This is a genomic window from Cohnella abietis (assembly GCF_004295585.1).
In the GTDB taxonomy this organism is placed as follows: domain Bacteria; phylum Bacillota; class Bacilli; order Paenibacillales; family Paenibacillaceae; genus Cohnella; species Cohnella abietis.
Genome location: NZ_AP019400.1, coordinates 4,903,604 through 4,923,981 on the forward strand (window position 1 = coordinate 4,903,604; position 20,378 = coordinate 4,923,981).

The following is a 20,378-nucleotide window of genomic DNA, read 5'->3' on the forward strand; positions in this document are numbered from 1 at the left end:
TTGCTCCATTATATCACGAAGAGATCTCGCGCCCGAAAAGTCAGTTGTTAACTATCAAAAATAGTTGAATACTCACATAGTTAGCCAAGTACCCCACCCCTTAAAATGGATAATAGTGGGATTATAGTTGTTGCTTCCTCGCGAATTATTAAGCTTGGATGCTGTAGCTCACGGATCACGGAACAGAACAATAATCAATGGAGGTGCGAATAAAGTATCATCATTTATTGATAGCGCTTACAGAGATTAAATTTGAAAGAGGAGTGATCGTATTGACCCATTCGCATATTAAATACTCAAAAATGGTAGCACTCATACTTAGCTTTATTCTAGCATTCTCTTCTATTGTTGCTGTCTTTTCTGAATCAAAAGCTTCTGCTGCAATTAGTCCCGTTGGCCCAACTAATCTAAGGGTTACAGATGTAAGTGCTCATACCGTAACTTTGGAGTGGGACCCTATTCCTGGAGTCAATGATTATTGGGTTTGGAATAGTAATAATGGTTATGTGACTTGGGCGAGTGGCTCCACTAAAGAAGTAGGCGGTTTAACTGCTGAGACTGAATATTCCTTTTTCATCGGTCAAGATGGTGTTCAAGCAGCTGTCATTACTCCTGAACAAAAGAGCAACCTAGTCACGTTTACTACTCTTCCAGAGGATCCTGAGGCATACCCAACTCCCCCCTTAACCCCTCCACATAATCTTCGTATTGCAGACATAACAGATTCTACCGTTTCATTAAGCTGGGGCTCAAGTCCTGATGCAACTGGTTATGATATCTATGTGAATAATGGCTGGGCTTCGGGTACTTGGGATAACGCAGCTACTACTTATACCTATACGGCTCCATTTGTAGCGGGTTCAGTATACACCTTTATGGTAGGAGCACAAAGATCGGTTAATGGACTTACAGATGTATCAAGCAACAGCAACAAAGTATCTATTACTTGGGGACAATTAGCAGCACCTAAAGATTTACAGGTCGTAACAGCTACTAGAACTTCAGCATCGCTAGGCTGGGCTCCTACGCCAGGTGCAACCAGTTATGATATTTTCATCAATAGTGAAAAGGTCGGTTCAAGTGAATCCAATCACTATGTTGCGACAGGCTTGACTGAAGGGCAAAGCTACCTTGTTAAGGTTGTCGCCAATAATAGCGTATGGACATCCCCTTCCAGCAGTGAAATAACAGTTGTTCCAGGCAGTCAGTACACTATCATCACTTACTATACCTCATGGTCTATTAATGAAACTGGGCGTAATTTCAAGCCATCCGATATCGATGTTTCCCAAATCACACACATTAATTATGCCTTCTCAGATATATGCTGGCGGGGTTATGGCACTGGAGGCGTCCCTTGTCAAAGTTCAAATGTTCCTTTACAAAACAGATACGTCTTTGATGGCGAGATGATTGTAGGAGATCCTGAGGTAGATTTGAACAACTTTGCTGCTTTGAATCAAATTAGTCAGCAAAACCCTCATTTGAAGCTAATGGTTTCTGTAGGTGGCTGGTCCTGGTCTAAAAATTTCTCTAATATGGCGGCAACAGAAGAAACGAGACGCGCCTTTACTAATTCGGTAGTTAAATTTCTTCGTGAGTATGGCTTAGATGGTCTTGATATCGACTGGGAATATCCGGTTGAGGGCGGCGATGCTGGTAACTCTCGAAAACCAGAGGATAAAGAGAACTTCCTGCTATTAGTTAAAATGATACGTGAAGCACTTGATGCAGCAGGCTCAGAGGACGGCAGTTATTACCTGCTAACGATAGCAGCCGGACAATCCGACGCATTCGTTAACAATGCGGATTTGCAGCATTCTTCCCAGTATCTCGATTTCATTAATATGATGGCCTATGACTACAGTGGTAGCTGGGAATCCTTAGCTCATCATAATGCGCCATTATACTATGACGATAAGCATCCGAAAGATTTTGCACTTAGAAATAATATTGCAGCCGCTATTACGAGCTTTCTAGACGGTGGTGTACCAAGCTATAAATTAGTAATGGGAATTCCATTCTACGGGAAAGGCTGGAGGGGTTGTCCTGAAGGAGGACAGTATGAAACCTGCGAGGGGGGTGAAGCTCTCCCTGGACAATTCGGGACATGGGAGAGTCAAATCTTCGATTTCTCGGCTATCGAAAATAACTATTTGAATAAGGATGGTAATGTTCGATATTGGAATGAAGCGTCTAAGGTGCCTTATTTATATAACAGCACGACTAAAGACTTTATTTCATATGACGATCAACAAACAATTATGTACAAAGCTTCCTATATCAAATCGTTGGACCTTGCAGGAGCAATGAGCTGGGAAATAAGCGGCGATCGCAATAGAACCCTTTCAACACAATTGCTTAATGATTTGCCTATAAACGGGGTCAAAAATCCATCTGCTATTGCTGCACCGACAAATCTAGCCATTGATACTGCGAGTACGAATTCTATTTTTGTTAAATGGACTGCTTCTAGTCATACAACAGGCTACGATGTTTTTGTAAATCAGAAGTGGGTTGGATACACGACGGAGAGCCAATTCCTTGTCCCTTCGCTTGCGGCGAGCACAGAATACAAGATTTATGTTGTCGCCGTTAATAAAGGGGAAAATGATCTCATTACAGGGGTATCCGTTGCTAGTAATGTCATTAAAGCGACAACTGCTACACCACAATCATCATACGTTATAATACCGCCACCAGCAGATACAACTTTACTCGGTGATCCTGCAGCAACTAAAATAAAAACGACAAGCACAACCAATGGAGACAAAACCAGCGTTTCGCTCTCTACAGCAGAAGCGATTAAATCTATCGAAGACTCTACCTCAACCAAATTTCAAATTGTTGTAGGCACAAAGCGGAAGAAGCTTGAGACCACTATCTCCAAACAGGTTATTCAAGCTATCGCCAAAAAAGGGAAGAACGCTGTCCTTTCAATCGTTACTAACGAAGCTGAGCAGAATATTCCCATCTCAGCGTTAACTCTGGGGAATGACATCACAGATATCATCATTACAATCCAAGCTCCGGAGCAAGATGTCACTGATAAAATCAATAACAAAGCCAAGTCAACAGGAGCTAAGTCACTTCTGAGTCCGCTCGAAGTTAAGATAGTTGCTGTAGATTCAGGTAAGGTTCAGACTGCTATTACTATTTCAGGTGCTAGTTATGTCAGTACCTTATTCAAATTAAATAAGAAGGATATCGATATTGACCGAGCAACTGGCGTTATTTATATCCCAGAAACGAATGAGTACCGACACGTCCCTACCCTTTTCACAATAAATTCCGATGGAACGGTAACTGCACAATTGAAAGGACATGCAAACGGGATTTATACGATTATTGAAACGAAATTTGACTTCCCGGATGTAATTGCGGAGTGGTACAAAAAAGATATCACATTAGCGACTTCAAGCTTGATCGTATCAGGCACCAGTGAGCAAGAGTTCGGAGTAAATCAAGAAATCACACGAGCTGAGTTTGTTTCCATCATCGTTAAAGCTTTGGGAATCGCTCCTACTGCTGATAGCTCGACATTTAAGGACGTGGGTGGGAAAACGGAGTTCGCAACAGAAGTTGAAGCCGCTGTAAAGAGTGGTCTAATAAAAGGAAGGTCTAGCGATAAATTTGATCCTGATGGATCAATAACACGGCAAGAGCTAGCAGCTATCCTTGAAAATGTAATGAAGTACAACGGAGTAACTAGTCAAGCAGACCCAGCTATTCTGAAGACTTACAAGGATCAAGCTAAAGTTTCCTCATTCGCCAAAGCTGCCTTAGCATTAATGGTTGATCAACAAATTATCGTTGGGGTTACTCCAACAAAGCTCGATCCATTGTCCAACGTCACTAAGGCACAGGCTATAGTAACCGTTATGAGGATGCTTCGCATATTAAATTTGTCCAACTAATTTAAGTACACAAGAGGTGGTACAGGGGGATGCTCCTGTACCACCTCCTTATTAGCGCACTCTCCGATCTCTAACTCCCACGCCAGCCAGAAAAAAGTAACATTAGCGAACCCTACGTTCTCTATCTCCCACACCATCCCGCAAAAAGTAACTTTAGTGAACCCTACGTTCTCTATCTCCCACACCATCCCGCAAAAAGTAACTTTAGTTAACCCTTCGTTCTCTATCTCCCCAGCCCTCTTGCGGCAAATCCGCAATGTGTATCCGCGGGCTCTGAGTTGTATTAAACGGTGAAATTTATCTTGGCTAGATGTGAGAAATATAGACTATCAATAAGTAGTCGTCATAGTGTAAGAAATTGGTCTGCATTAGTAATCACTATTTATAGCGTGAGTTATCTAAAAAACACGTCGCATCATAAAGGGTATTCGTTACTCCGAGAGGGGAGTGCACATAGTGGGGATTCTGGATATGTATATATCCGAGATAAAAATATTAAAAATGATTTTGCCAAAGTAACTTACTGTATCAATCGTATGCCTTCTTCCCTAAGCAGAAAGCACCAAAAAGCCTTCTCTCCCACTCCCATTCAGGAAGAGAAAAAGAAGGCCCGCGCCATGTAAGGTGACGATGACAAAACGACTTACTGCTTTAGATCTTTAGCTCCCCGAGCTTAATAAGCTCGACAACCGCTTGCGAACGACCTTTGACATTCAGCTTTTGCATCACATTCGAGATGTGGTTGCGGACCGTCTTCTCGCTGATAAACAACTGCTGCGCAATGTCACGGGTCGTCTTATCCTGCACTAACAGCTCAAAGACTTCGCGCTCCCGATTGGTGAGTAGGAATTTGCTTTTATGGTCGCTGCCTTTCAACGTTTGTCACCCCTCCTTGCCCGGGAATGTGTGATTACAAGGTATAGGGATACAGTCAATTTCATCATATGAGAGGGCTTTTCGTGTGGTGCGGAGGTATTCAAAAATAGGCGTTAGAAAATTCCCAAAAAGAAAAAGCTGAAATCAAAGCTACCCGCTTTGACTCAGCTTTTGTTGTATTCATGCATCTTTTAGCGGTTTCGCGTTCCAGATGGTGCGGGGAAAACCCTCTCGACCAACGCATTAAACTCGGCAAGAAAGCCTTGGATTGGATGACCCTGTTTGACATCGTTGGCGTAACCCCTCATTCTCCCAGTGAAGTCAGGGTTGGAGGATACATAAACATTTTCTACAGAGGGAGATAACGCTTTTACTTGGTCAGCGATTTTGTCCTTGACTGCGTCAGTCAAGGCAACATCTGTTGCACTGTCATGATGACTCATCGAATGAGGACCACTCTTTGCATGAGAACGATGACCTTCATTTACAGCAACGTATGCATTGTGGTCCGTCATCATGACGAAAGCAGAATCGATACCAGGCATGGCAGCTATTTTATCTGCGATCTTATCACTCGTCTCAAGGTGTGAATTACCATGCATTCCGATGATGTTGTTATTTTCTTTTCTTTCCCCGTATTGAGATCGGTTCTGTTCATTGTCCTGATCATTGGCGAACCTCATCTTATTGACACCATATTGTTGATTAATGGCATTAGGACGAATGTTCTTGTTCCCTAAATCCCCCGTCTTCGACATGCATCCGGATGATGCAATTGCGGATGATAATAGAACGGCGGATAAAATGAGACCTTTACGCATGAAAATAATACCCCCCTTGTATTGATCAGCTTAGCGGTATACGCCAATACATAGGGTGCGTCATGCATGCTTTATTTATTCGAACTCGGTTTCTTTTCCCACTAACTCATCGTTATTAGCTTCTTGACAGTTAACATCATCAGATATAAGATTACAGTACTAATACCTGGTACTAATACTTTATACTAAAAAGTAATGATGAAGGGAAGAGATTATGATGACAATAGCTCACCCAACCGAAAATTCAGCATTTGCTTCTTCAGCTCGTATAACTGCCATTGGTAGTTATGTACCCGAACAAGTTATTACTAACGCTGAAATAGAACAATTGGTCGATACCGACAACGAATGGATCATCAGAAGAACGGGCATAATCGAACGACATAAAGCTGCAAGCGACCAATTTACAAGCCACCTAGCAATAGCTGCAGTAAAGGATCTATTTGACAGATTTCCTGCCACTTCAGCTGAAGACGTAGATGCTATCCTCGTTGCAACTACGACTCCGGATATGCCGTTTCCTTCTGTTGCCTCCCAAGTCCAGCAGGCCATCGGAGCATTAAACTGTCTTGCTGCAGATGTCAGTGCTGCATGCGCTGGTTTTGTAACTGCGCTCCAAATGGCTAATGGACTAATTATGACAGGCGTCTATCGCAAAATTATTGTCATAGGTGCGGAGACCCTTACGAAAATAACCGATTACACGGATCGCTCAACCTGCATCCTCTTCGGAGACGGTGCTGGTGCCGTGCTCGTAGAAGCCGCTGCATCGGGAGCATTCTTATCCTCTGTCGCAACAACCGATGGCTCAGGAGGCATGCAAGTATACTGCAACGATGACCATAAGATTGTTCAGAACGGCCGAGAAGTATACAAATGGGCTCTTTCTACCGTGCCGGATGGCGTTCGTAAATTAGTACAGAGCGCAGGCTTGCAGCTTGGGGACTTAGATTGGTTCGTGCCCCACAGCGCTAACCTGAGGATGATTGAAGCCATTTGCGAGAGGTTAGACATTGCACCCGAGAAAGCATTGGAAAGCGTTGTACGCAACGGCAATACTTCGGCTGCAACCATTCCTCTTGCTCTAGATGCAGCCTATAAGGCGAACAAGCTTCAGCCCGAACAGCTTGTAGCCCTCTATGGCTTTGGCTCTGGCTTAACCCAATCTGGTTTATTGCTTCGTTGGACTTTGTCCTCTAATTAAACGAGATAACCCTTGGTACAAAGTTACTGAAGGCTTCCAGCCTAATGCCGACTCGGCCAGACGCGGAGACAGTCTGCTACATAGGACGTCTCCGCTTCGGCTTGGCTTATAGATTCTTTCACCCCGTATGTTCCCGGTTAGCCTTTCACACCATTCGGCTAATTGGTTCACCGAAGTAGCAACACCAGTGGAAATATTGCATACCTGCCTCTCCCCCAAATCAATCGCTGCCAGATTTGCCCTTACTACATCATCCACATGTACAAAGTCCCTGCTCTGCTCTCCGTTACCATTAATAATAAGAGGATCGCCTTTAGCTATTTGATCTAGAAAACATGCCACGACTCCGCCTTCCCCTTTAGCCGTCTGGCCCGGCCCATAAACATTTGCATATCTTAAAATGGTATAGGAATTGCCCCACCACTCACCGCTTTTTTGTATATATTGCTCTGCAACCCACTTAGATAAACCATAAGCCGCTAATGGCCGCTTCGGGCTTGATTCTTTCAACGTCCTTCTGTTGGGAGGCTCCCCGTAAACACCCGAGGTTGAGGAAAATACTAGCTTACTACCCGATTGCCTGCATCCTTCCAGCACACGAAGCGTTCCTAATATATTAATTTTACCGTCCTCTGCTGGATCATTCATAGAGCTTCCCATTCCCACTTGTGCTGCCAAATGAAAAACAACCTGAGGTCGGTATTGAGTAATTAATGCTGTCGTTCTAGTATCTTCTACATCAAATTGATACCATTTTACTTCGGGAGGAAGCCCCTTACTATTTCCTGTGCGAAAATTATCAATAACGATAACCTCATAACCTCGCTCAACTAATGCATGGACGAGATGACTTCCGATAAATCCCGCTCCCCCAGTCACGACGACACGCATCCAGTTCATTCCTTTGCTGTTTTACCCCATCTTATGAAATGAAACGAATCCACTCTTGGACAGACGACTCAAAACGGGCTTATGACAGAGGTGCAACCGTCGTGGCGGCAACCGCCCTGTCCACATAAACTGTTGAATACCACTTTGTTTATTAAGTTTGGAGGGCTTGAGTCAATTATGGCAAATGGAAATGGCTTGCCGCTCGTCAGTGTCATAATCCCTTTTTACAATTGTCCCTTCATCGATCAATCCATAGCTAGCGTCTTGAATCAAACCTACCCTAATACCGAAATTGTTGTTGTAGATGATGGTTCGACCCTTCACCAGAATAAACTTGAGAATTTTCGCTCCCGCATCCATTATTTCGGTAAAGCCAATGGCGGAACAGGTAGCGCACTTAATTACGGCTTACGTGTTGCAAGCGGCGATTATTTCGTATGGCTGAGCTCCGACGACCTTATGTATCCCCAAAAAATCGAACGTCAGGTCGCCTTCATGCAACAGCACAAAGCACTCATTAGCTGCACTGATTTCCACTTAATTAACGAATATAGCGAGATTACGATGCGCGCTCTCGCAGTTAAATTTCCAAGCCTAAGAAAACTGATAGAAGCATTGTTTACTTTCTGTCCGATCAATGGGTCTACTGTTATGATGCATCGCTCATTGCCAAGTAAAGTTGGTTACTTTAACGAGTCATTGGCCTGTACGCAAGATTACGAGTATTGGTTGCGAGTTCATTTAGCACGGGTTGACTTTTACTTCATTAATGAAGTGCTGACACTTTATCGCTGGCATGAAGGTATGGGCTCCGTTCAGAAAAAAGCAGTAGTAGATCATGAATTCAACCTCGTCCGTGATCGATACGCTCCACAGATGCATGCCATGCTTAACCTCTTGTGATAACCGTTCATTTGGGGGTGCCTTATGAAGGTTTTGTTTGTGTTTATTTTGCCGAGCGGCGGCGTTGATACACTGAACAGATTAAGGTATAAAGCCTTGCTTCCTGTAGGCATCTTTAGTCATTTTCTCTATTTTCAGAGAGGGAGTGGCTCATCCAGTCTGCCTCCCGAGGTACCGGTTTTCTATGCCTCTGACCCGCTAGCCATTCAACATATTCTAAACTTCTATTCGTTCGATGTTATCGTAGTAACTTCCTTTTTCATACAAGTACCTCTATTTCGTCAATTAGGGTTTACCAAACCGATCTTATTTGAAATTCAAGGCTTCGGGTTACAGGAAAATGCACGCCATAATTTAATCGAAGCCCAGCCTTATCTCAACGATAATGTAAATGCCATTATTTACCCTAAAACCCCTCACATAGGCGCACTTCTTCAGGAGCTATACACGCATAAACCTAAATTTGCTTTCTCTAACCCATTTGATCCAGACAGCTTCGTTAGCCCACTGCCAGCGCCTCTATCCTCCTATCCTCCACTGGCTTGGATTGGACGGCTCGAGGACAATAAAAACTGGCGCGATTTTCTGCGAATTGGAGCTGAAGTCATTAAGCTTATTCCGAGCGTCCGCTTATGGATGTTCAGCGATCCAGAATTAGCTTTACCAGGGGAAACCGAAGAGCTGTTTCAATGGTCCATCGGACTTGGACTAACGACGCGTATTACCCATTTCTATAATGTTCCTCATGATCAAATGCCCTCGCACTATGAGCAAATAGCTTTGTCCGGGGGCGTACTATGTATGACTTCCAAAGCAGAAGGCGCTCCATATGTCGCTCTTGAAGCCTTAAATTGCGGCTGTCCCATAGTTACGTCAGATTCTGACGGAGTAAAATCAGCTATTATCGATGAGGTTACAGGACTTTATTATGATCATGGGGATATTGTAGGAGCGGCAGAGCAAATCGTTCGATTAATGACCACGGAGAAGCTAAGGAGAAATCTAGTTAATGCGGGAAAAAAACATGTGCGGAGTGATTTCTCAATGGAAAAATATGCTTACCAATTCTCGGATATGCTCATCGCCGTAGGCGTGCACCCATGCTGACAAGCATTCTGATTCTAACTCTGAACAATTTGGAGCTAACAACACGCTGCTTGCATAGTATTCGTACTTTTACAGATAGTCCCTATGAGCTCATCTTTGTTGATAACGGATCAACAGATGGGACAGTTGCTTGGCTCTCTCATCAGCCAGACGTTAAGCTAATTGCAAATAGGACCAATCTAGGGTTTGCTGTCGCTTGCAATCAGGGGGCTGCTGTAGCACAAGGCGATCATTTGCTACTGCTGAACAACGATACCATCGTATCTCATCGCTGGTTATCCGTCATGCTTCAGTGTCTCCATTCTAACGATCGGATAGGGATTGTAGGCCCTAAGTCTAATTTCGTACTCCCGATGCAGAAAATTCCCGCTGATGTAAGCAATGAAGGGCAATATCACTTGTTCGCACAAAGCTTCAACCATCATAATCCGGGTTTATGGCAGGATATCGCTTCTTTAAGCGGATTTTGTATGCTTCTGCGGCGAAGCACCTGGTTATTGCTCGGTGGGTTCGATGAGGCATTCAGTGTTGGAGGCTATGAGGATATAGATTTAGGCTATCGTGTTCTTAAAATGGGTCTGTTTCTGCGTATGGCCGGGGATGCATTCGTCTATCATGAAGGGAACCGGAGCTTTAATTCCAATGCCATTGATATGTATGGCGTTGCCGCAGTAAACAGAAGACTGTTCATTAGCAAATGGGGATTTAATCCGGAGAGGCTCATTCTGAACCATGATCCAGCCTTCTTACCTGATCGCTATGCAACCCCCCACCCCCATCACGCTCCCCTAGAACCGGAAATACCTAGCGGCTGGTACGCTCTGGCAGACGATGGATGCGTGTACAGGATAGAACGTGGACATAAGAGACCCTTCAATTCGTACGAAACCTTCCTGCGTATGAGACTTAGCTTAAACAGAGTCGGTCGTTGTGGAGCATCGTTACTGCTCAACCTGCCGGATGGAGTCGCTATAGACGCAGCGAATTTCCCAGCTGGCTATCCCGATGTATTCATAGCAAAAGATCCTAGCAACGGCTTGCATAGTGTGGAATACGGGATCCGATACCCCATTCGGAACGAATCTGTTTTTGCCTCTCTTGGCTTGAAAGTCGAAGAAGCCATTCCTGTGAGCTATGAGCAGCTCTGGAGCTTGCCAGAGGGCTGGCCTCTACAAGGCAATGCTTGGGAAGAGCACGAGCTATACGATTATCTGTTATATCGCGGTCCTAATGGCGGCCTATTCTATAGCGAAGGACAGCGACTGCGCCCTATCGTCTGGGAAGAAACGCTTAGCCGTTTCGGGTGGAGCAAGGAGCGAGCCATTAATATCCCCGAGTATTTGTTTAATAGAACACCTGTCGGCTTTGCTATATACTAATCGCTCCATCAAACGTGTACCGCCGTCCTTTGGATTAGCGAACGTATGTTTATCTCGAGGTTATTCAGGAATGGATACGTGTGAAGCTTAAAAATTTAGAAAAACCAAAAAACAAGCTACCCCAGCCAATCAATAAGGGGAAGCTTGTTTTTCTCTTTCAAAGATGAGCTTTCTTGTCCCTTACCTATCGCACACCAGTTACTTATTTATTGAGCAGCTATATTTTTCACTTTAAGCTCATTATTCGAATAACGGTGCTTCCCAATGCTCCGTTTGAAGACAGTTCCTCGAATTTTTCGAATAACGGTGATGCGAAATGCTTCGCTCGAAGGACAGTTACTCGAATTTTTCAAATAACGGTGCTTCAAAATGCTTCGCTCGACGACAGTTACTCGAATTTTTCGAATAACGGGCTTCAAAACGCTCCGGTTGAAGACAATTACTCGAATTTTTCGAATAACGATGCTACGAAATGCTCCGGTTGAAGACAATTACTCGATTTTTTCGAATAACGGTGCCGCGAAATGCTTCGCTTGGAGACAGTTACTCGATTTTTTCGAATAACGATGCTCCGCAATGCTACAGTTAAAGACATTTACTCGAAACTTTCGACTATCTCGATTGTAGTCGAGGCAGTTATTGAGAGAGCGAACGGGCACGCTCGACGCAACAATAACTCAGAAAGAGGCCAGATGTACTCACCTGACCTGACCGTGCTGAAGAGCTGTTAGTAGCTGCTCTAATCGAGGGGTATAAGTACGTCTAATGCTGCTAATCTCCTGCTGTATCGCCTTGTCATGCCTCAATGTACCCATTGCAGCATGAACTCTATAATCGGTTAAAGGTTCGTTCAAGTAACCCATTGGAAATCCCGACAGAATGGTTCTAATCCATAAATCATAATCATGTGTGTAAGGAAATTGCTCATTAAATCCACCCATACGGGTAAATAAGGATTTCGTCATCATGACCGTGCAGCCATTAACCCTGTTGCTCGTAAGCAGGGTACGATAGAAATTAACCATCGGACCCTCATGTAATGCGATGGGATGACTCTCAACAATGCCTTCACTATCCATCCGATAAAATGAAGTGTGACCAATCGAATAGCCAGTCTCCTGCATGTACTGGACTTGCCTCTCAATCTTATTAGGGTGAAATCGGTCATCCGAGCTCAGCCAAGCTATATAATGCCCGGTAGCGTAGCGAAAGCCGGCGTTCAACGCGCTTGCCGTGCCGCCATTCTTCTGGTTCAGAACTCGGATATCCCCGTCATAGGGATACAATTGCTCCGTTTCGCGCTCAGAGCCATCATTCACAACAATAATTTCAAGAGGCTTGTAGGTTTGCGCAAGTGCGCTCTCCACAGCCTCCCGAATATAGGGATCATTGTAGAATGGGATAACGATAGTGACTAAAGGATTTAGTGAGTCAGCATGCTCTACGTGGATAGGGATCCCCCCCTTTCCCTCTGACGACGCCACCGTTCGTAATTCAGAGCATCATTAATTGACTTCTGGAATGAATGGACAGGCTTCCATCCTAAATTCTGTACCATAGACGTATCTCGAGGTAGAGGACTAGGGAGTATTTCTTGCGATGAGCTCCTAATGCTCCACGGTAGCTCTGTGCTCGATGCGTCGTCAAATTCCCTCTTTATTTCGGCAAGCGTGCGTAATGTTCCTGATTCAAGGGCGTAGCTTTCTCCCGGTTGCCCTTTGTTAATTACAGCTTCATAAGCCGAGACTGCGTCTCTGACATCGAGGAAATCTCTTGCTTCATGCAACGATGAAAGCACGAAAGGTTGTAATTTCCCTTCCACCTCTTCGGCCGCGACCACCCATCTTGCAAGCTTACCGCATATTCCTTCGCTGCCTCCAGGACCGATTAAATTAGACGGCTCAGCAATCATAACAGGTATCCCGTACCAATGGTGCCAGGCTTGAGCCGCCGTTACCTGAAGCGTTTTGCTAAAGCCATAAGGATGTGAAGCATACGTTAATTTGTCTGCATTCGCTTTAATCATGGAGCCAATGACCAGTACCCGGCAAGGCTCCTTTAAGCCACGAACCCCCTCAAGCACATGGACCGTAGACATTAGATTTATGGAAAGAGTCGTGGCCGGTTGTCTCCATGAGAAATCCACCGCGTTACGACCAGCCAAATGCAGAACAGCTGCCGGCTCTATTCGCCTTAGCATTCGTGCAACGGCTTCTCCATCCGTCAGATCACAAATTTCCGTATGCGCCGTCGCTTCTATTGGTTCATTCGCCCTTCCGGGAGAAACTACTGCAATGACTTCCCAGCCCGCTTCCGCAAAACGTTGGCAGGCATGGCCTCCGGTAAACCCACCTGCTCCGGTAATAAGTATTCTGCGTTGGGTCATGAAGAAGCCATCCATTGCTGCAATTCAAATAGCATTTCTTTGTAGTAAGGCGTTCTATATTCAAAATCTTTTCTAGTCGCAGTCAAGGTACGGTCGATAATAGGCTCCTCTTCAGGAATAATTGTGACATTCCCTTTGTCAAAATGCCCCTGTAGCATTAATAGTAAGTTATGCTTGGATACCGTCTCCGCAGCAGTTAGATGGACTAATCCCCCAACCTCCGGACGCTCTAGCAGCCACTCAATCACTTTAGCCAGCTCTAATGTCGTAACTCCGTTCCAGAACACCTTCTGGTAGCCACTAATTTCCCCCTCTTGGGAAAGAAACCACTGCAGCAATCCGATTCCGTCTGGCTTCTTATCCGGACCGATGATAGAGGTACGAATGGTAACATGCTGTGAGCCCAGAATCTCTCCCAACGCCTTAGTTCGAGCATAAACAGTGCTCCCATCCGGAATGTCATCTTCCACATAGTTACCACGAGCACCGGAAAATACACAATCCGAGCTAATATGAATTAATCTCGCACCGACTCGATCTGCTAGATGGCGAAGCCAATGCGGAAGCAGCCCATTCACCTTATAAGCATCCAAAGGGTGGTCCTCCGCATGGTGATTCAATATCCCTACTGCATTAATAATAATATCTGGTGAAGTTTGCTCAATAAGAGCTCTAACGTCTTCAAAGGAGCGAGCGTCTAGCTCACGAGCTTGAATGCCTTCGAATACTTCCCAATCTCCGTCCACACCAGAACGGGGCCTTACTGTGACAATAATGTCATGCGTCGTGCTTCGCTTCAAATATGCCGTAATCATATGACCGGCCATTCCATTTCCGCCAAGCAGGACAATTCTCATTGTAAAAACCCTCCGCGCTCCAGCATAGCTCGAATCTCATCTTTATTCATAAGCGATTGGCTAGAGGAAAAGCTCTCGAAATCAACGGAGCTGTAGGAAGCATAATGCTGTCGTAGCCCCGGAACATCCAGCGTTGGAAGAATGACCAAATATTGCTCGTCATAGACAATCGTGCTTAAGCTCTCATACTCGGTGAGCAGAATCTCATGAATTTTTTCACCTGGTCTAATTCCGGTTTCAACCATTTCTGCGCGCTTGCCCAAAGCGTCCATCAGGACATCAGCCAAATCAATTATCCGGCAGGTCGGCATCGTCATAACGAAAATTTCGCCACCGATGCTTTGTGCTGTCGCTTTGAACAATAATCGAATAGCATCCTCTAAAGTCATGAAAAACCGGGTCATTCCCCGATCAGTTATGCTCACCTGATTTTTGTTTTTGATCTGGTCCATGAACAGATGAACGACGCTACCGTTCGTACCAAGCACATTACCACCACGTACGCAGACGAACTTCGTTTTACTGCGAAGCAGGTTTGCATAAACAATCAATTTTTCCCCGATTGCTTTGGTCATTCCATAGAAATTCGACGGATTAGCAGCCTTATCTGTAGAAATGTTAATGACCCGCTCCACCTTATTTTCAATGGCCGCTTCGATCACGTTTTGTGTGCCAATCACGTTGGTTTTCAGTGCTTCATAGGGCTGATCCTCACAGACTGGCACATGCTTAAGCGCTGCGAGATGAAAAATAATATCAACGTCCTTACAGGCTTTAGAGAGCGCCTCCCGATCCCGTACATCACCAATGCAGAAGCTGAGCCGACTGTCCTCGAAAGCTCGGTTCATTGCCACCTGACTGGATTCATTACGGGAAAATACGATCACTTCAGCAGGTCCTAGCGGCAACAATTGCTTAATGAGCTCATAACCCCAGGAACCAGTTCCTCCGGTGACCAGGATACGCCTATCTTTAAACATCCCTTTTCCCTCCAAGCACAAATTTCGCGACTTTGTCAGACACGTTTTCGTCCAAATACCCTTCAGGGCATTTCCAAGCATCCTTTAGTGCCAGCATGACTCGAGCCGCGTTTCGAATAGCCTCTGGATGAAGTCCTGCAACAACGTTACTCCCGCAGTCCACTGTCTCAGGTCTTTCCGTAGTCTGACGGATGGTGACTGTCGGAACGCCGAAGATGCAGCATTCCTCTTGAACGGTTCCGCTGTCTGTTAGTGCCAAGCAAGCATATTTCTCCAACCGAACGAAATCAAAAAAGCCGAAAGGCTCATGAAAGGAAACTAGCGGGTGAATGGAAGCACGAACCTCATCTGTTAATCTCGATTTTGTACGGGGATGCAGACTACAAATAAGAGGAAGCTGATGCTCCTCAGCCGTCCAGCTTAAGCCCCTCATAATTCCGGCAATTGTATCTGGGTCATCAACGTTCTCCGCGCGGTGTATCGTAGCTAACAAGTATTGTCCTTTTACAACACTTAATCTCTCAAGCACCGTGCTTCCCTCGATCTGGTCCTCATAATGACGAAGCACCTCATAGATCGGATTACCAGACCGGAAAATCCGTTGGACAGGAAACCCTTCTCGAAGTAAATTTTGCTTGCTGTTCTCGGTATAGGGAAGATTGTAGGTAGATACTGAATCAATAATCCGTCGATTTTTCTCTTCAGGCACGCGGAGATCGAAGCAGCGATTTCCCGCTTCCATATGGACGACCGGGATGCCCATTCTTTCTGCAACCATTGCGCATAAAGCGCTATTCGTGTCTCCTAGCACAAGCACGCGATCAGGACGCTCCTTCTGTAGCAGCTGCTCCACAGCGGCGAACATGACAGACAACTGGCCGCCAACCGTTTCTTTACGATCATCCAGCAGCAGGTCAGGAGAGCGTAACCCCATCTCAGCGAAGAAGACTGCGCTTAAGCTAGGGGAGAAGTTCTGACCCGTATGAACGAGAACATGCCGTTCCGCTAAGCGGTCAAGCTTGCCGATTAACACGCTAAGACGAATGATTTCGGGCCGAGTTCCTAATATCGTTACGATACGCAAGCCTTCACCTTCTTCTGCGTTGTGCTTTTCTAGCCGACCTTCTCTTATGTGCAACACTTCTTCCACGTTTGCCCTTTAACCGTTGCTTACTCGTTCTTACCCGACTTCTTTTACGTCGTCTTGCCTTTATTGACTTGGGAGGCTTTATTTCCGTAATTGAAGGACCGGACGGAAGCTGCAAAAGGTCCTCATCCGGAACAATAGTCACATTTTCGAATAAATATCCTCTTTGCAGTAATGATTTAGGAGATACGAATGGCCTTTTCACACCATGCTCAACTAGAAAAACTGTAGGACCGCTACCCCGCCACAACGAATTTCTCAGCTGCCTGGTCGATTGAGGGAGCTCAGCAATGAATTCATCCAGCTTCGCCCGGAACGCCTCAATACCGAACACCTGCTGAGACGTTTGCGCGTTGCGTTCACCAACCGCTTTTAGTAATCCATTGTTAGTTAGTAGCATATTCACTCGCGAGGTTAATCCGTTCACGTCCCCCGTGCTGGCGAGAAACTCTTCATTACCTGTAGCAGACAAAATTTCCGTTAGTCCCCCAGAAGCATAAGCGACAACTGCTTTACCGAATACGAGTCCCTCCAATGCCGTCATCCCGAAGCCTTCTGCAACTAGACTAGGAACAACCACAACATCCATAACAGAATAAGCATGCTGTATTTGCTCAGCAAAGGGGAGGAATAGAAACCGATCCCCATACCCGGACTGCTGTACAATCTTCTGACAATTGCGATAATAAACGTCATCTGCTGAATTACCAATGATGAGAAACCTTGTGCTCACATTACTGACCGCAATAGGAAGCATCGCGTTCACGAATTGCTCAAGACCTTTATTGGTATAAATCGACGCTGCGAGGTACCCTGCAACTCGGTGATACTCCCCCCAACCGTATTGCTGACGCAAACGAGAGCGATGGTAAGCCCAGCTACTAGGGAGAAGCTCATCTCTTATTAGATAAGGCGGAAGCATAAAGACTTTTGTTTCTGGGGCAAGCAATTGAAATGGCTGTAGAGTCGTATGTGATATTCCAACAACCCTGTCGCTATTAGAGGCAATAAAAGAAACCGCAACATTTCGATCAGGTCTATCCATAATCGTTTCCATTACAGTCCAAATCGTAGGAATACCCATTGTTTTTGCAGCCATAGCAGGCAAGGGATGGACGCTTGTATTAACTAGCACATAATCAGGACTCTCTTCGGCCAGCATCGCATGAATTTGGCTCCATGACGGGTGCTTCTTCATTGCCTCTATCTCTTCAAGAATGGTAGGCGCAGCTGTATACAAAGAAATACAAAGAGGAATATCCAGAACAATGATTTTTACTCCCAATGCTTTTGCTTTTTCTGAGATTGCGCCTGTTTGAGGAACGACCAACACACATTGAAAACGACGGATCATCTCACTGACGAAAAGGAGAAGAAGCTTTTCCGCCCCAGTCACATAAGACGGGCTGCATATATGAGAGAAAATGACCAGCTTTGGCTTTACACCATTCATAATTCCACATACCCTTTGCTGCCCATTGGTATGATCGTCACCTCCAATTGCCGAGTTGTACAATGTATGGGACTGCTGTAAAGTATGGCGCGGCTATTAACCATTCATCGTCAAATCCATAATCTGATTAAGTCGAGACACGAAGGTGTGATCCCGCAAAGTTCGATAAAGTCCTCTTAACGCGATCTCTTGACGTTCTTCTTCATGCTCCAAGTAGTAATCGGTTTTAGCGGCAAGATCCTCTGGAGAATCATAGGTCACAATTTCTTGGCCAGGGATATAAAATTGGGCGATGTCTTCGCGGTAGTCTGTCAGCTGCATAGTAGCAGAAGCGGAAATTTCAAAGGTTCTGGGATTAGGGGAAACAGCGGTAATCATGGCACGATTCTGATTAAAAGTGCCATCATCATGGGCGCGATGAGAATTAATGACGATTTTGTTAGCATTGTATCTTTCAGAGGTTTCGCCTGGCTCCATCCATTTGCCCAAATCGATTATGCCCTTCCAACGCTCATACTCAGCCAGTCGATCCCACCACAACCCTGATAAGTGTAGACGTCGATGTGCCAATAAGGGCATTAGCTGATCAAATAGAGTTACTCGATTCCAATAGGCAGTGCCTATGAAGCTTATTTCTCCTCTTAGCTCGAAAGGTGTATTACGTGGACGATAATCAACCGGGAAAACACCTAGTGGCAAATAAGAGACCCGCGGACAGCCTCTCTCAGCGTAAAAAGATAAACAATTTTTTTCTAACGTAAACACATGATGATAATGTACAGCAATGCCTGCCGTAATGTCGGTATAGTAAGGATCGTCTGTAAACCATATCGCGGTTCGAACACCCAATGCATTAACCGCCTGAACCTTCTCAGGAGCCATGTGCATCCCATCTAATACGAGCATCATGTCTGGCCGTACTTTGGTCGCTACCTTCAAAACATCCTCATCGGGAACAACTAAGGTTACCCGTTCGGCAACTGTCTTTAATGTCTCAACAATGCCATGATCCAGCGGGCTGTAGGGAAATCCTTTGCCCGATGTTACGTACAGCACATGAAGGGGACGTTTGACAGGTACAGGTGTTGCCCTTCGAACAACGGACTCACAACGGCCAAACCAATGCCCATCCTTCCATCCGAGCGGGAAGCCATCAACCCGACCTCTGTGGTACGCAGCTTTATTTTGAATTACAGCGGCAGATTTCATTGCTTTTCCCAACCTTCATCCCACCCACGATTTTGGATTTGAATTTTCATACTAAAGCCCGATAACTTCTAGTAGCTTTCTAATTCGAGCTTCGAAGGTGTGGTCTCTTTTCGTTCTGCGATAGGCTCTAGCCGCCACCTTAAGACGCTCCTCCTCGTGGGTTAAATAGTAATCGATCTGCTGAATTAAGTGCTGTGCATTGTTGAATACTCCAATTTCTGATCCTATTTCATAATTTTCAGGTAGCTCACTGCGCATATCCGTTAGTTGCAAGGTACCGCAAGATGCCATCTCGAACGTGCGAGGGTTTATGGATTCCGCCGGCCAGTTAATTCCATTCAGATTATCCTTGCCAGCCTCTGTCGTGCGATGAAGATTAATGACAATTTTGGCGCCATTGTAATACTTTGCCGTCTCCGGAACCTCAATCCATCCGTCATGCACAAATCTTGATACTGAAGAATAATTGTCCATCCGATCCCAGAGCTTTCCTCCGATGAGAACCCGTTTATTCTGCAAATAGGGGGCTAACTGATCAAACAGCTCAACCCGGTTCCAGAATGCAATTCCAATAAAACAAATATCCGTTCGATATTGCTGAGGCACAGACATAGGCTTGAAAATATCAAAATGTGCCGCAAGCGATAAATGATGTACTTCTTGGCAGCCTAACGAGCGGTACAACTCTAGGCAAGATCGTTCATGGGTAAACACATAATCGTACCTTGGTGCAATTTTTACTGTTACATCTGTTACATAAGGATCATCTACAAACCAAATTACTGTAGGAATGCCCATACTACGAATTTCATCGATCTGTTCGAGATGGTCCATCGGGAACACGTGTAGTCCATTCATCACAAGCACCGCATCCGGCCGGAATTGGGCAGCTTGAAGCTTCATTTCACTGGCAGGAGCGACGATAACCTCAGTAACTTCATTCTGAAGTGCGGCAATTACACCTTGATCAATCGCTTCGAAGCCTTGCGGAACATAGAGGATACGTGCCTTATTACGCGGGTAGGTTTGCTTGGTGATATGCTCATCAATGCCTCTGCATGCGCCTAATCTCCAACCATCCAGCCACCCGCTTGTGTAACCATCTTTAAGTCCGCGTTCCTTATTTTTTAAGATCGCATGGTTCCGCATCCTCATCACCCGCAATCAATATATGCGCCAATGCAAGGTTGGACTTGGATACTTACCCGTCCAACAGACGAATTTAGGCGGGCAAAAAGCGCCCTTTCT

General features: G+C 45.3%; 16 protein-coding genes. 5 read left to right on the plus strand and 11 right to left on the minus strand.

Translation table 11 applies throughout. The features are described 5' to 3' along the window. The first annotated feature begins 197 nt into the window (after positions 1 to 197). Positions 198 to 3,917 carry a glycosyl hydrolase family 18 protein gene (locus KCTCHS21_RS21605; RefSeq protein ID WP_130613263.1) on the plus strand — a complete coding sequence of 1,240 codons (3,720 nt, stop codon included), beginning with the start codon at positions 198 to 200 and terminating at the stop codon, positions 3,915 to 3,917. A 651-nt stretch (positions 3,918 to 4,568) separates the two neighbouring features. Here the strand turns inward: KCTCHS21_RS21605 and KCTCHS21_RS21610 are convergent. Together KCTCHS21_RS21610 and KCTCHS21_RS21615 are read right to left on the minus strand one after the other, a co-directional pair. Beyond that, positions 4,569 to 4,793, minus strand: a complete 225-nt coding sequence (locus KCTCHS21_RS21610) for a helix-turn-helix domain-containing protein (RefSeq protein ID WP_019422432.1) — start codon at positions 4,791 to 4,793, stop codon at positions 4,569 to 4,571. 191 nt (positions 4,794 to 4,984) lie between these two features. After that, positions 4,985 to 5,614, minus strand: a complete 630-nt coding sequence (locus KCTCHS21_RS21615) for a YhcN/YlaJ family sporulation lipoprotein (protein WP_130613267.1) — start codon at positions 5,612 to 5,614, stop codon at positions 4,985 to 4,987. A gap of 214 nt (positions 5,615 to 5,828) precedes the next feature. Here KCTCHS21_RS21615 and KCTCHS21_RS21620 point away from each other — a divergent pair, with 214 nt between their 5' ends. Beyond that, the gene (locus tag KCTCHS21_RS21620; RefSeq protein ID WP_269472724.1) at positions 5,829 to 6,818 is read left to right on the plus strand and encodes a ketoacyl-ACP synthase III; all 990 of its coding nucleotides are present in this window, start codon (positions 5,829 to 5,831) and stop codon (positions 6,816 to 6,818) included. Here KCTCHS21_RS21620 and KCTCHS21_RS21625 read toward each other — a convergent pair. Then, entirely contained in the window at positions 6,786 to 7,718 is a 933-nt protein-coding gene (locus KCTCHS21_RS21625; RefSeq protein ID WP_232057912.1) for an NAD-dependent epimerase/dehydratase family protein, read from the minus strand. The genes KCTCHS21_RS21620 and KCTCHS21_RS21625 overlap by 33 nt on opposite strands. Positions 7,719 to 7,886: 168 nt before the next feature. On the opposite strand from KCTCHS21_RS21625, the gene KCTCHS21_RS21630 reads away from it, so the two are divergent. The 3 genes from KCTCHS21_RS21630 to KCTCHS21_RS21640 are packed head-to-tail and all read left to right on the plus strand — an operon-like array spanning position 7,887 to position 11,098. Then, positions 7,887 to 8,612 (plus strand): glycosyltransferase family 2 protein, encoded by a 726-nt coding sequence (locus KCTCHS21_RS21630; RefSeq protein ID WP_130613271.1) that lies wholly within the window; start codon positions 7,887 to 7,889, stop codon positions 8,610 to 8,612. Between the two features lie 24 nt (positions 8,613 to 8,636). Beyond that, positions 8,637 to 9,719, plus strand: a complete 1,083-nt coding sequence (locus KCTCHS21_RS21635; RefSeq protein WP_130613274.1) for a glycosyltransferase family 4 protein — start codon at positions 8,637 to 8,639, stop codon at positions 9,717 to 9,719. Next, positions 9,713 to 11,098, plus strand: coding sequence for a glycosyltransferase family 2 protein (locus KCTCHS21_RS21640; RefSeq protein WP_130613277.1), 1,386 nt, complete (start codon positions 9,713 to 9,715; stop codon positions 11,096 to 11,098). Before KCTCHS21_RS21635 ends, KCTCHS21_RS21640 begins: the two co-directional genes overlap by 7 nt. 698 nt (positions 11,099 to 11,796) lie before the next feature. On the opposite strand, the gene KCTCHS21_RS21645 is transcribed toward KCTCHS21_RS21640, so the two are convergent. Genes KCTCHS21_RS21645 through KCTCHS21_RS21680 form a run of 8 tightly spaced genes read right to left on the minus strand, consistent with a single transcriptional unit; the run spans position 11,797 to position 20,285 of the window. After that, positions 11,797 to 12,582: a glycosyltransferase family 2 protein gene (locus KCTCHS21_RS21645; RefSeq protein ID WP_232057913.1), complete on the minus strand. Its 786-nt coding sequence runs from the start codon at positions 12,580 to 12,582 to the stop codon at positions 11,797 to 11,799. Further along, entirely contained in the window at positions 12,540 to 13,484 is a 945-nt protein-coding gene (locus KCTCHS21_RS21650) for an NAD-dependent epimerase/dehydratase family protein (protein ID WP_157994095.1), read from the minus strand. The genes KCTCHS21_RS21645 and KCTCHS21_RS21650 overlap by 43 nt, the downstream gene beginning before the upstream one ends. Continuing rightward, entirely contained in the window at positions 13,481 to 14,341 is an 861-nt protein-coding gene (locus KCTCHS21_RS21655; RefSeq protein ID WP_130613283.1) for a dTDP-4-dehydrorhamnose reductase family protein, read from the minus strand. The genes KCTCHS21_RS21650 and KCTCHS21_RS21655 overlap by 4 nt, the downstream gene beginning before the upstream one ends. After that, positions 14,338 to 15,321: a polysaccharide biosynthesis protein gene (locus tag KCTCHS21_RS21660; RefSeq protein ID WP_130613286.1), complete on the minus strand. Its 984-nt coding sequence runs from the start codon at positions 15,319 to 15,321 to the stop codon at positions 14,338 to 14,340. The genes KCTCHS21_RS21655 and KCTCHS21_RS21660 overlap by 4 nt, the downstream gene beginning before the upstream one ends. Then, positions 15,314 to 16,405, minus strand: a complete 1,092-nt coding sequence (wecB, locus tag KCTCHS21_RS21665; RefSeq protein WP_130616642.1) for a non-hydrolyzing UDP-N-acetylglucosamine 2-epimerase — start codon at positions 16,403 to 16,405, stop codon at positions 15,314 to 15,316. The genes KCTCHS21_RS21660 and wecB overlap by 8 nt, the downstream gene beginning before the upstream one ends. Before the next feature lie 4 nt (positions 16,406 to 16,409). Next, a complete protein-coding gene (locus tag KCTCHS21_RS21670; RefSeq protein ID WP_130613288.1) occupies positions 16,410 to 17,984 on the minus strand; it encodes a glycosyltransferase family 4 protein in 1,575 nt (524 codons plus the stop codon). A gap of 33 nt (positions 17,985 to 18,017) precedes the next feature. After that, a complete protein-coding gene (locus tag KCTCHS21_RS21675; RefSeq protein ID WP_232057914.1) occupies positions 18,018 to 19,142 on the minus strand; it encodes a CgeB family protein in 1,125 nt (374 codons plus the stop codon). 39 nt (positions 19,143 to 19,181) lie between these two features. After that, a complete protein-coding gene (locus KCTCHS21_RS21680) occupies positions 19,182 to 20,285 on the minus strand; it encodes a CgeB family protein (RefSeq protein WP_232057915.1) in 1,104 nt (367 codons plus the stop codon). Positions 20,286 to 20,378 lie beyond the last annotated feature (93 nt).

Bases quoted from the DNA above. Each gene is read 5' to 3' on its own strand.
- KCTCHS21_RS21605 (WP_130613263.1), top strand. From the start codon at position 198: ATGGAGGTGCGAATAAAGTATCATCATTTATTGATAGCGCTTACAGAG.
- KCTCHS21_RS21615 (WP_130613267.1), bottom strand. From the start codon at position 5,614: ATGCGTAAAGGTCTCATTTTATCCGCCGTTCTATTATCATCCGCAATT.
- KCTCHS21_RS21620 (WP_269472724.1), top strand. From the start codon at position 5,829: ATGATGACAATAGCTCACCCAACCGAAAATTCAGCATTTGCTTCTTCA.
- KCTCHS21_RS21625 (WP_232057912.1), bottom strand. From the start codon at position 7,718: ATGAACTGGATGCGTGTCGTCGTGACTGGGGGAGCGGGATTTATCGGA.
- KCTCHS21_RS21630 (WP_130613271.1), top strand. From the start codon at position 7,887: ATGGCAAATGGAAATGGCTTGCCGCTCGTCAGTGTCATAATCCCTTTT.
- KCTCHS21_RS21635 (WP_130613274.1), top strand. From the start codon at position 8,637: ATGAAGGTTTTGTTTGTGTTTATTTTGCCGAGCGGCGGCGTTGATACA.
- KCTCHS21_RS21640 (WP_130613277.1), top strand. From the start codon at position 9,713: ATGCTGACAAGCATTCTGATTCTAACTCTGAACAATTTGGAGCTAACA.
- KCTCHS21_RS21650 (WP_157994095.1), bottom strand. From the start codon at position 13,484: ATGACCCAACGCAGAATACTTATTACCGGAGCAGGTGGGTTTACCGGA.
- KCTCHS21_RS21655 (WP_130613283.1), bottom strand. From the start codon at position 14,341: ATGAGAATTGTCCTGCTTGGCGGAAATGGAATGGCCGGTCATATGATT.
- KCTCHS21_RS21660 (WP_130613286.1), bottom strand. From the start codon at position 15,321: ATGTTTAAAGATAGGCGTATCCTGGTCACCGGAGGAACTGGTTCCTGG.
- KCTCHS21_RS21680 (WP_232057915.1), bottom strand. From the start codon at position 20,285: ATGAGGATGCGGAACCATGCGATCTTAAAAAATAAGGAACGCGGACTT.